This window comes from Pseudonocardia sp. SID8383 (assembly GCF_009864975.1).
In the GTDB taxonomy this organism is placed as follows: domain Bacteria; phylum Actinomycetota; class Actinomycetes; order Mycobacteriales; family Pseudonocardiaceae; genus Pseudonocardia; species Pseudonocardia alni.
The window spans coordinates 1-11,008 of record NZ_WWFY01000205.1; the positions used below are offsets into that span (position 1 = coordinate 1).

The 11,008-nt window shown below is 71.8% G+C and carries 11 protein-coding genes; 8 read left to right on the forward strand and 3 right to left on the reverse strand.

Annotation, left to right across the window (positions count from 1 at the left end; genetic code table 11):
• Positions 1-291 precede the first annotated feature (291 nt).
• Positions 292-1,044 carry an IclR family transcriptional regulator gene (locus GTW08_RS04840; RefSeq protein ID WP_073574016.1) on the reverse strand — a complete coding sequence of 251 codons (753 nt, stop codon included), beginning with the start codon at positions 1,042-1,044 and terminating at the stop codon, positions 292-294.
• Positions 1,045-1,231: 187 nt separating this feature from the next.
• Between GTW08_RS04840 and GTW08_RS04845 the strand changes: the two genes are divergently transcribed.
• The 5 genes from GTW08_RS04845 (at position 1,232) to GTW08_RS04865 (ending at position 6,419) form a co-directional block, all read left to right on the forward strand.
• A complete protein-coding gene (locus GTW08_RS04845) occupies positions 1,232-2,251 on the forward strand; it encodes an alcohol dehydrogenase catalytic domain-containing protein (protein ID WP_161151469.1) in 1,020 nt (339 codons plus the stop codon).
• 25 nt (positions 2,252-2,276) lie between these two features.
• Positions 2,277-3,566 (forward strand): Rieske 2Fe-2S domain-containing protein, encoded by a 1,290-nt coding sequence (locus tag GTW08_RS04850; protein ID WP_073574015.1) that lies wholly within the window; start codon positions 2,277-2,279, stop codon positions 3,564-3,566.
• A gap of 28 nt (positions 3,567-3,594) precedes the next feature.
• On the forward strand, positions 3,595-4,092 hold the full coding sequence (locus tag GTW08_RS04855) for a hypothetical protein (protein ID WP_139282683.1): 498 nt from the start codon (positions 3,595-3,597) through the stop codon (positions 4,090-4,092).
• The gene (locus GTW08_RS04860) at positions 4,089-5,063 is read left to right on the forward strand and encodes a PDR/VanB family oxidoreductase (protein ID WP_073574013.1); all 975 of its coding nucleotides are present in this window, start codon (positions 4,089-4,091) and stop codon (positions 5,061-5,063) included. The genes GTW08_RS04855 and GTW08_RS04860 overlap by 4 nt, the downstream gene beginning before the upstream one ends.
• A gap of 75 nt (positions 5,064-5,138) precedes the next feature.
• Positions 5,139-6,419 carry an MFS transporter gene (locus GTW08_RS04865; protein WP_174565840.1) on the forward strand — a complete coding sequence of 427 codons (1,281 nt, stop codon included), beginning with the start codon at positions 5,139-5,141 and terminating at the stop codon, positions 6,417-6,419.
• A 118-nt stretch (positions 6,420-6,537) separates the two neighbouring features.
• On the opposite strand, the gene GTW08_RS04870 is transcribed toward GTW08_RS04865, so the two are convergent.
• The gene (locus GTW08_RS04870) at positions 6,538-7,890 is read right to left on the reverse strand and encodes an MFS transporter (RefSeq protein ID WP_073574011.1); all 1,353 of its coding nucleotides are present in this window, start codon (positions 7,888-7,890) and stop codon (positions 6,538-6,540) included.
• A 153-nt stretch (positions 7,891-8,043) separates the two neighbouring features.
• A complete protein-coding gene (locus GTW08_RS04875; protein WP_073574010.1) occupies positions 8,044-8,661 on the reverse strand; it encodes a TetR/AcrR family transcriptional regulator in 618 nt (205 codons plus the stop codon).
• 150 nt (positions 8,662-8,811) lie between these two features.
• Here GTW08_RS04875 and GTW08_RS04880 point away from each other — a divergent pair, with 150 nt between their 5' ends.
• From GTW08_RS04880 to GTW08_RS04890, 3 genes are all read left to right on the forward strand, one after another.
• Positions 8,812-9,708, forward strand: a complete 897-nt coding sequence (locus GTW08_RS04880) for a hotdog domain-containing protein (RefSeq protein ID WP_073574009.1) — start codon at positions 8,812-8,814, stop codon at positions 9,706-9,708.
• Positions 9,705-10,526 (forward strand): alpha/beta fold hydrolase, encoded by an 822-nt coding sequence (locus GTW08_RS04885; RefSeq protein WP_161151470.1) that lies wholly within the window; start codon positions 9,705-9,707, stop codon positions 10,524-10,526. Before GTW08_RS04880 ends, GTW08_RS04885 begins: the two co-directional genes overlap by 4 nt.
• The coding region (locus GTW08_RS04890) for an AMP-binding protein (RefSeq protein WP_161151471.1) at positions 10,523-11,008 on the forward strand (486 nt) is incomplete at its 3' end. The genes GTW08_RS04885 and GTW08_RS04890, both read left to right, overlap by 4 nt.

The window sequence follows — 11,008 nt, forward strand, 5'->3', positions numbered from 1 at the left end:
GGGGGCGGTCCACCTGGCGGACGGAGCTGCTCGGGAGCACGGCGCTGGCCGTGCTGCGGCGTACCCACGTCCCGGTGCTGGTGGTTCCGGCGGCGGCACGGGTCACCTGCGGTGCCGAGCCGGTCGGGTCGGGCGCGGAGAGCAGCTGAACCGCTCGGCCCGCCCCGCCGGGGCCAGGTCTCCGTCGCCCGCGGGGCGGTCCGCACCCGCAGCGCCGCCTCGGCCCCGGGTGGAGCGCCCGATGGTCAGGAACCCCGCGCGCTGCGGGACGGTCTCGGCGACGGCGGGGACTCAGCGCCCGAGCGCGTCCGATGCCGCCGAGGCGGCGTCACGGACCATCTGGATGATCTCGGTGCGGCGGACCTCGTCGACCCGGAACGCCGGGCACGGCGCAGAGATCGCGGCGACGACGTGCCCGTCCTCGTACACCGCTGCAGCAGGTGCCCAGACCCCCTCGTCGATCTCCTCGTTGCTGACCGACCACCCGCGTGCCACGTCGCGTTCGACGTCGTCGAGGAAGACCTCCGGTCCGTTCACCGGGGGCAGCGCGCCGGACTCCAGCGCCTGGTCCAGATAACGCCGACGGTCCTCCGGAGCGAGGGATCCGAGGAGCAGGCGGACGCTCGCGCCGCGGAGGGCCGGCAGCAGCTGGCCCGGCTCGAAGGACAGTCTGAACCGGCTCGGCGTCTCGATCCTGTGGATGCAGACCGGGGCGCCCTGGACCAGCCGCATCAACAGCACCGACTCCCCGATCCGCTCGGAGAGCCCTCGCATCAGCGGCTCCACGGTGTCCACGATCGGGGCGGCCCGGCGCGCAGACCGCCCGAGGGCGGCCACCCGCATCGACAGGTGGTAACGCCCCCGCGACGCCTCTTCCAGCAACCCCATGTCCCGCAGCAGTGAGACGTAGCGATGCACGGACGGGACCGGGATCGCCAGGGTCTCGGCGAGTTCGCGCACGGATAGCACCGGTCGTTGCTCGGTGAAGGCGAACAGCACCTCCAGAGCCCTCCGGCCGCTGTCTGCGCCTCGTGCCGCAGCCATCGTCGTTCCCTCCGTTGACGCCCGTCGGGTGGCGCCCTAGTGTCTGTATCGTCAGATGATAACAAAATATCACACAGCGATAGTAAGGGCAAACATGGGTCTCAGCGAGGTGACACGGTTCCTGCCCGCCACGGCTCGCGCGAGCGTCGCCGTGCCCGGCGGCGGCTGCGAAGTGCAGGAGCTGCCCGTGCCCACACCCGGCCCGGACTCCGGCTGGCTGCGGGTCGCCGCGTCGGGGGTCTGCGGCACCGACGTCGCGCTGCAGGCCAGGGGAGTCGCCGAGCCGACGGTTCTCGGTCACCACGTGGTCGGGGCGATCGCCGCGGTCGGGGAGAGGGCCGCCGGGCGCTGGGAGGTCGGGTCGGGGTCCCGTGTGGTGGTCGAGGAGTACCTGCCGTGCGGTGCCTGCCCGACGTGTCGTACCGGGCCGTACCGGCTCTGTCCCGAGACCGACATCTGGGGTGGTGGCCGCCGGATCGGGACCGTGCCGGTCGCCGAGGCCCCTGGTCTGTTCGGCGGCAACGCCGAGTACCTCCACCTCCCCGCCAACGCCGTCCTGCACCACCTGCCGGACGCACTCGGCGACGAGCTGGCGACCTGGGTGCTGCCCTATGCCAACGCCCTCGACTGGACGCTCGGTGCGGGCCGGCTGCGCTCCGGCGAGACCGTGGTCGTCCTCGGCCCCGGATACCACGGTGTGGCGGTCGCGGCGGCCGCGCTGGCCGGGGGAGCGGAGCGCGTGATCGTCACCGGACTGCCCTGTGACGCCGAACGGCTGGGCATCGTCGAGACTCTCGGCGCGGTCCCGGTCGTCACCGACGACCCGGCCCGGCTCGAGAGCGAACGCCCTGATCTGGTGGTGGACACCACCGGGGGCGCTCCCGGTGTCGTCGATCCCGCGATGGGGCTGCTCGGCCACGGCGGCCGTCTCGTCCTGACCTCACCCAAGTCGCCCGCAGCGGTCCCGGTCGACACCGCCCTCATGATCCGTCGCGGCGTCTCGGTGCACGGGGTCCGCGGGCGCTCGCCGGAGGCGGTCGGAGCCGCGATCGCAGCCCTGGCCGGCGGCGACTCCCGGCTGGATCGGGTCCCCGTCGCCACGGTCCCTCTCGACGGTGTCGGGGACATGCTGGCCCGGCTCGCCCTCGGCGACGGGCCGCGATCCCCGCACGTCCTTGTCCGTCCCCACCACCACACGACGTCCTGACACCCGGCTGGAAGGAACCACCACCGTGCTGACGCGCGAGCAGAACGAACGACTTATCCGGACCGACCGGGGCACCGAGATGGGTGACCTGCTACGTCGCTACTGGATCCCGGCGTTGCTGACCGAGGAGCTCCCGGAGCCGGACTGCCCCCCGGTGCGGGTGCAGCTGCTCGGGGAACGCCTGATCGCATTCCGGGACAGCGAGGGCAGGCTCGGCCTGCTCGACGAGTTCTGCAGCCACCGGACGGCATCACTGTTCTTCGGTCGCAACGAGGAATGCGGCCTGCGGTGCGCCTACCACGGCTGGAAGTACGACGTCGACGGAAACTGTGTGGACATGCCTTCGGAGCCGCCCGAGAGCAGGTTCCGGGAGAAGATCAAGCAGAAGGCTTATCCGTGCATCGAGCGCGGCGGGGTCGTGTGGACCTACATGGGCCCGGCCGAGCACCGACCCGACCTCCCCGAACTGGAATGGGCGATGTTGCCCGGCTCCCAGGTGTTCGTGTCCAAGCGCCTGCAGGAGACCAACTACATGCAGGCCATGGAGGGAGGCATCGACTCCAGCCACGTGTCGTTCGCGCACCGCTTCAACATGGACGACGACCCCATGCACGCCGGCACCGAGGGCCTGACCTACCTCAAGGCCGACACCCGACCGAAGTTCGAGGTCATCGAGTCCAACGGCGGTCTGCTGATCGGAGCCCGCCGTAACGTCGACGACGAGCGCTACTACTGGCGCATCACCCAGTGGATCATGCCGTGGTACACGATCATCCCTCCGTTCGGGACTCACAACCCGCTGGGCGCCCACGCCTGGGTACCGATCGACGACGAGACCTGCTGGGCGTGGAGCATCAACTACCACCCCACCCGCGACCTGCGTGACGACGAGCTGGAGTCGATGCGCCGCGGCGACGGGATCCACTCCCGCAACATCCCGGGTACCTTCCGCACGGTCGCGAACAGGTCCAACGACTACCTCATCGACCGTGAGGCCCAGCGCGCGAAGCGCAGCTTCTCCGGCGTCGAGGGCATCGCGGCCCAGGACTTCTCCCTGCAGGAGAGCATGGGCCCGATCGTGGACCGCACTAAGGAGCGTCTGGGCACCAGCGACGCCGCGATCATCCTGGCTCGCCGGCGCCTTCTCGCAGCCGCCGAGGACGCCGCCGGAAACACCGCGGACCTGCCCGGCGACGACGCCGAGCACCACAGGGTCCGGTCCGCCTCGGTGCTGCTGCCGAAGTCGGTCCCCTTCCAGGAAGGTGCGCAGGACGCCCTCGTCGTGAAGCCCGGTCAGGACTTCGTCTCCATCTGACCTGTCCCCGGAAAGGAGGGTCGTGCCGATGGCGCCGATCCCCACCCGACGGTCCTACGAAGCGGCCGTTCTGCTGGTTCCGCTCGATCACACCGCCCGGCTCTGGGTCGACGGTCGCGACGACCTCGAGCTCGCCGGCATCACCGTGGCCGGCTCGCAACCGGCCACGGCGTGCACGGACGGGGCCGGCTCCGACACGGGCGGACCACCGGTGGGCAACCCGCTCGAGCACACCGTGCACGCCACCGACGTGGTCGTGTTCCTCACCCACGACCTCGCCCGGGTCGACCGCGACTCGGTCACCCGGATCGGCGACGCCACCAGGGCGAACGGGGTCCTCCTCGGGGCGGTCATCGTGAGACCCGGTGCCCGATGGGACGAGCCGGAGGCGGAACGGTCGGCGACCACGATCCGCGAGGCCGCCGACAGCGTCGTCGTTCTCGGCGACACCCGGTTCACCGTACCCTTCCTTCAGGTCCTGCGCGGCGGTGCCCGTGACGGCGAACCTGCAGGGACACAGTCGTGAACAGCGACGATACGTTCGACGTCCTCGTGACGCAGGCTCGCCACGAAGCGAACGGTGTGCTGTCGCTGCGACTGCGCGGCGCCATCCCCCTCCCGGCCTGGACGGCGGGTTCCCACGTCGATCTGACGCTGCCGTCGGGGCTGGTCCGCCAGTACTCGCTGTGCGGCGACACCGCCGACCCGGACTACACCGTGGCCGTACTCCACGAGGCGGACGGGCGCGGCGGTTCCGCGGAGATCCACACCACCGGCCTGGTCGGGAGACGTCTGCAGATCCGCGGACCCCGTAACCGATTCGTTCTCGGACCGGCCACCTCCTACGTGTTCGTCGCGGGTGGCATCGGGATCACCCCGCTGCTCGCGATGATCCGCACCGCCGTCGACGACGGAACGCCCTGGACGCTGCACTACGGCGGCCGGCGGGCGGACACGCTCGCGTTCACCGAGGAGGTGCAGCGGCTCGCGGGCGTGTCGGCAGGAGCGGTCTCCCTGCACAGTGACGACGTCGACGGTCCGCTACCACTTGCGGAGATCCTCGCCGCCGCTCCCGCCGGCGCTGCCGTCTACAGCTGCGGGCCACCCGGCATGCTGCGAGCTCTCGCCGACGTCGCGGAAGCCTCCCGTCCCGAGCTGCCGGTCCGCATCGAACGCTTCGTCGCCGACCCGGGCCCCGACCGTGCGACGGACCCGGTCGCAGACCCGGCCGGCGCCTTCGAGGTCGTGATGGCCTCCACCGGCGAGACAGTCCCGGTTGCAGCGGGCCGATCGATCCTCGATGCCGTGCGCACGGTCCGCCCCGACGTCATGGCCTCCTGCGAGGAGGGATTCTGTGGGACCTGCGAGACACAGGTCCTCGACGGAACCCCAGTCCACCGGGACACGATCCTGTCCCCACGGGAACGCGCCCGCGGCACCTCGATGATGATCTGTGTCGGCAGCTGCTCGTCGCCACGACTCGTGCTCGACCTCTGATCACGGCCGCACCGTGACCGCAAAGCTGAACGCGGCGCCGTGTTCCGCCCCCACTCCCACCACGGAGGCTCAACGATGAGCACTGTCCCTGTCAGCCCGGCGGGCACGGCGACACTGTCGCCCTACCGCTGGGTGGTCCTGTTCGCCTGCTGGCTCTCGTTCACCCTGACGTCGGTCGATCGCTCGACCTGGGGTCCGGCGTCGGTCTTCGTCGGTGAGGATCTGGCCGTTCCGCTTGCCAGCCTCGGTGTCTTCGCCACGGCCTACTACGTCGGCTACGTCATCTCGAACGCGCTCGGCGGGGTCGGGACCGACCGACTCGGCGGGCGCTGGATGCTGTCCATCTCGCTGTTCGGCGCCGGCGCGTTCATGACGCTGTTCGGCTCCACCACCTCGGCCACGGTCGGTATCGCGGTCCAGGCCCTGGTCGGTCTCTTCGCCGGGGCCGACTACTCGGCCGGAATCCGGCTTGTGGCCAGTTGGTTCCCCTCGACCCAGCTCGGGCTGCCGATGGGCATCTTCGTCACCGCCACATCACTGGGCACCGCGATCGCCAATTCCGTCGTCCCGGCGATGATCGCCTGGCACGGCTGGGGCACCTCGTACCACTTCTTCGGCGTCGTCTCGATGGTGCTCGCCGTACTGCTCTTCTTCATCCTGCGACCGGGCCCGATGCTCGACCCGGCCGCGGCGGAGGTGCCCCTCGCGAAGGGGCAGCGGTCGGACTCGAGCTGGATCGCGATGCTTGCCAACCGCAACCTGGTACTGACCGCGATCGCAGGCTTCGGCGGGTTCTGGGGGCTCTACGGGTTCATCACCTGGGCCAATGCACTCATGATCAAGGGGCACGGCATCACGCCCGGCACCGCCGGAGCAGTCGTGGCGATCTTCGCGATCACCGCGGTCGTCGTGAAGCCGATCGTCGGCTTCGTCAGCGACCGGTTCTACGGTGGCGCCCGCCGCATGCCCGCCGTCCTCATCCTGGTCCTGTTCGTCGTCACGCTGCTCGTCTTCGGCAACCTCACCTCCGCGACGGCCTTCCTCTGGCTCGCACCGCTGCTGGGCGCCGCCGCCTACGGCTGGACGACGCTGCTCGTGGCGCTGGTGCCGCGGCTGGTGCCCAGTGCCGTCACCGGTACCGCGTCCGGGTTCGCCAACGCGTTCTGGCAGCTCGGCAGCGTCATCGTCCCGCTGGCGGTCGGCGGAGCCTTCGCCGCCACCGGCTCTTTCACCGTCGCGTTCCTGACCCTCGCCGCCGGGCCGGCACTGGGTGCGCTGGTCATGCTCGCGGTCCGGGAGCAACGCCCTGATCCTGCCGGTGTCACCACCGTGGCGCGGCGAGAACGCCTGAACTGACGGAGGGCCACGTCGTGCCGGACCTGAGCAGGCACTGCGGGTCGTAGCGAGACCGGGCGAGCCCGACGAGCCTCGGCGCCGGGTCGTGCGCGGTGGGCCCGGAAGCCGGGCGGAGCGCTCAGCCAGAGGCGGCGACGGTTCCGGCCGCCTCGGCGTCGGAGGTCTCGTAGAGGTCGCGGCGGTAGCGCTCCTTCAGCGTCACCACCGCGACGAAGGTGACCACGGCCGTGGCGATGATGTAGAGCGCGACCGACCAGGAGGCACCCGTGCCCGCCAGCAACGCGGTCATGATGAACGGGGCGAGACCGCCGGCGAACACCGAGGCGAACTGGTAGCCCAGCGAGGCACCCGAGTAGCGGACGTCCGCCGGGAACATCTCGGCGTACAGGGTGGCCTGGGGGCCGTACATCGTCGCGTGGATGGTGAACCCGACCAGCAGGGCGAGGAACACCAGCGGCAACGACCCGGTGTCGATCAGCAGGAACATCGGGAAGGCCCAGACCGCCATCAGCACCGTGCCGGTGAGGTAGAGCTTCTTCCGCGAGCCCATCCGGTCGGTCAGACCGCCGAAGAACGGCATCGACACGACCTGTGTCAGGCCCGCGCCCATGACGCACCACAGGATCGCCGACCGGGACATGCCGACCTGTGTGGTGGCGTAGCTCAGCACCCCGCTGATCAGGATGTAGAAGGTGGCGTTGACGACGAAGAACGCGCCCGCGGCCTGGAGGATCTCGCGCCAGTAGTGCCGCACGGCCTGGACGAGCGGTGCCTTGCGCAGTCCGGCGTCGCGCCGGGACTCCGCCGACCGTTGCTGCAGGTCGTGGAACACCGGGGTGTCCTCGATCTTGAGCTGCACGTAGGCGCCGATCAGGACCAGGGCGAGGCCGGAGAGGAACGGGACGCGCCAACCCCAGGCGATGAACTGCTCCTCGGACAGGATGGTGGTCAGCAGGAGGAAGAAGAGGTTGCCCGCGACCGCTCCTGCGATGGCGCCGGTCTGCACGAGCGACCCGTAGAACCCGCGCCGTTCGACCGGGGCGTGCTCGGTGAGCAGCAGCGCGGCGCCGCCCCACTGGGCGCCGACGCCCAGGCCCTGGACCAGGCGGGCGACCACCAGCAGGATCGGTGCCCAGATCCCGATGGTCGCGTACCCGGGCAGGACGCCGATCGCGAACGTCGCCACGCCCATCAGCAGCATGGCGGCGACCAGCGGGGGCTTGCGGCCGAAGCGGTCGCCGACGTGCCCGGCGATGATGCCGCCGAGCGGTCGCGCGACGAAGCCGACGGCGAACGTCGCGAAGGAGGCCAGGGTGCCGGCCACCGGGCTGACCGAGGGGAAGAACAGGTGCCCGAACACGAGGGCGGCGGCCGTGGCGTAGATGAGGAAGTCGAACCATTCGAGCGCGGTGGCGAAGACCGCCGCGGCAGCGAGCCGGCCCATCTTCTTCGGGGGAGCGTGCTGGTCCATCCGGGTCCACCTCCAGGCCGCAACGGTGCGGCGGTGAGGGTGCCGGAGAACGAGGAGCTCCGACACGAGTACGAACGATCGTTCTTAGGACGCTAGCGACTCGGGTCACAGCGGACAAGAGGCATCTCGCCGGGTCGCCCCCCGCGGCGGGCGTCAGTGCGTGAGGGGGGCCTCGAGCAGGGCGAGGGCGTAGCGCGCGTACTGCTCGGCGAGCTGGCCGCGGCCCAGTGCGCCGTCCGGGCGGTACCAGCTCGCGATCGCCGCGACGGCACCGAGGATCGTGCGTGCCGCGTCGGTGGCGTAGGGCGTGCGGAAGGCTCCGTCGGCGACGCCCTGGGCGACGATGCGCTCGAAGGCGTCCTGGGTGGCGTCCCGGTCCTCCACCAGTGCGGCGCGGTCCTCGGGGTCGAGGTAGCGGAGCTCGTTGGTCGCCACCAGGGTCGCCGTCTGGTGTTCGACGACGAACCCGACGTGCGCGCGGACCGCCTCGCGCATGCGGGACGGGGCGTCGTCGCCGGCCAGCTCCACGGCCGACAGGACGCGGCTGCGCAACTCGGCGTTGGCGTGTCGCAGCGCCGCGGCGAGCAGCTTCGACTTCGACGGGAAGTAGTTGTAGAGGTTGGACAGGCTGGTCTCGGCGCCGCGGGCCACGTCGCGCATCGAGGCGCCGTTGAAGCCCTGGGTGCCGAAGGCGTGGATCGCGGCGTTGAGGATCGCGGCCTCGTTCCGCCGCCCCGTCTCGGCGACCAGGGTCGGGGAACGGTCGTTCATGTCGCTCACGGTAGCGCACCCGCTACGGCGCTCCTGCTCTTGACGGGCCGGGAAGCTGCTGATTGCATGGCAGGCGTAAGAACGTTCGTTCGTGTCGTCGCGAGCTCGTCGGGGACGACGATCGCGACGGCCCGTCGGAGAGGACGGTCGATGAGCACCAGTGCCACCACCGGGTCGCCGGTGTACGCCGGTGGGCCCGGGGCAGGGGCGGCCGCGCCCCACTTCGAGGACTTCGAGGTCGGGCAGGTCTACACCGGCCCGGCACGGAGCTTCTCCGCGGCGGTGGTCGCGGCCTTCGCCGAGGTCAGCGGGGACCGGGCCGCGCTGCACACCGAGCACGGCCGGTCCGCCGACGGCCGCCCGCTGGTCCACGGTCCGCTGGGCCTGGCCGGCTTCTTCGGCTGGCACCACGAGCGCGGCCTGTCGGGGCACGTCGAGGCGGCGTTCGACACGCACTGGGACTTCGTGGCGCCGATCCACGTCGGCGACTCGGTCACCTACGAGATGACGGTGACCCGCACCCGTCGCACGTCGGCACTGCGCAACGGTGTCGTCGGCAGGCACGTGGTGGTCCGCAACCAGCACGACGAGATCGTGCAGGTGGGCCGGTCGGCTGCGCTGGTCACGGCGCGCGAGGCGGTCGACGACCGCCGCGCCCGGCTCGGCCGGTCCTTCCCGTCCGTGGAGTGGGCGCGGGCACTGGCCCCCGCGCTCGGCGAGTCGGCCGCGTTCACCCGGGCCACCGGCACCTGGGACGGCACCCTCGGCCTGCGCCTCGGCGGCGACCTGGTGGTGTTCCGTGTCTACAAGGGACGGGTGCTCGAGGCCGGGACCCGGACACCGGACGGGCCGACGTTCGTCGTCTCCGCGCCCGACGTCGTGTGGGCCGGGCTGCTGACCGGTCCGCGGAACGACTTCACCGAGCGGACCCTGCGCGACGAGTTCGAGGTCGAGGGCAGTGCCTACGAGTACCTGCGGCTGACCGCGGCGGTCGTCGCGCTGGTCGACGAGGCGCGGGCGTTCGCCCGCACGGAGGGGACACGATGAGGGCCGACTACGTCGAGGTGGGCGGGACCCGCGCCTTCGTGCTGGAGGAGGGCGCGGGGCAGCCGGTGCTGTGCCTGCACACGGCGGGTCAGAACGGTGTGCAGTGGCGGGAGGTCCAGCCGCGGCTCGCCGAGCTGGGCTACCGGGTGGTGGTCCCGGACCTGCCGGGGCACGGTCGCTCGGAGCCCGCCCCCGGCGGCCCGGTGCGGGACCTGGGTGTCTACGCCCAGTGGTGCGAGGAGCTCATGGACCGGCTCGGGATGGACCGGCCCTTCGTGGTGGGTTGTTCCATCGGGGGCGCCATCACCCTGCAGCTCGCGGTGCGCCGCGGCGAGCGCCTGGCCGGCGCCGTCGCGCTGGCGGCGCACGGCGGCACCGACTCCGCCATGCTGAGCGTCCGCGGGCTGGAACGTGAGCTGGTCGACTCGGCCGCGCCCAGCCGGTCGGACCGGACCTACCTCGGGACGCTCGCCGTCGTCGGGCGGCGGGTGGCGGCCGAGCGGGCGGAGCTGATCGCGCGCATGCACCGCCGCGAGGACCCCGAGATCTCCACCAGCGACCTCATCGGCTGGGCCACCCACGACGTGCTGGCGGAGCTCGACGGCGTGGCCTGCCCGACCCACCTCGTCGTCGGGGACGACGACCTGTGGCTCGACCCCGCCGACGTCCGGCGCGCCGCCGAGCTCATCCCGGACTCCCGCTACACCCTGCTGGAGGGCATCGGGCACTATCCGATGGAGGAGGTCGAGGGCTTCGCCGACGTCCTGCACGGCTGGCTCGGTGAGCTGGGCGCCCGCGAGAGCCGGGGTGCCGCATGACCGGCCGCGCGACCACCCTGGCCGACCTGCTGGCCGACACCGCCGCGGCCGCCCCGGAGAGCACCGTGGTCATCGACGGCGGGCCCGCCCCGCGCCGCGTCACCCGCGCGGAGCTGGTCGCACGCGTCCTCACGTTGCGCGAGGACCTGCGGGCCCACGGCGTCGGCGAGGGCGACTGCGTGGGCGTGTGGCTGCCGAACTGGTCCGAGTCGCTGGTGGCGCAGTTCGCCGCGGCCGCGCTCGGCGCCCACGTCATCGGGATCAACACCCGTTACGGCGTGGCGGACGTCGCGCACGTCCTGGACCGGGCCCGGCCGCGGGTGGTGCTGATCGCCCACGACTTCCTCGGCCTGGACCTGCGGGCGAGGCTGCGCGAGGCGGTCGCCGAGGCGGACGTGCCCGCCCCCGGCATCGCCGTCGTGACCGGACCCGGCCGCCCGCCCGCGGACCAGGCCGCCGCCGCGACCTACGACGTCGGCGCG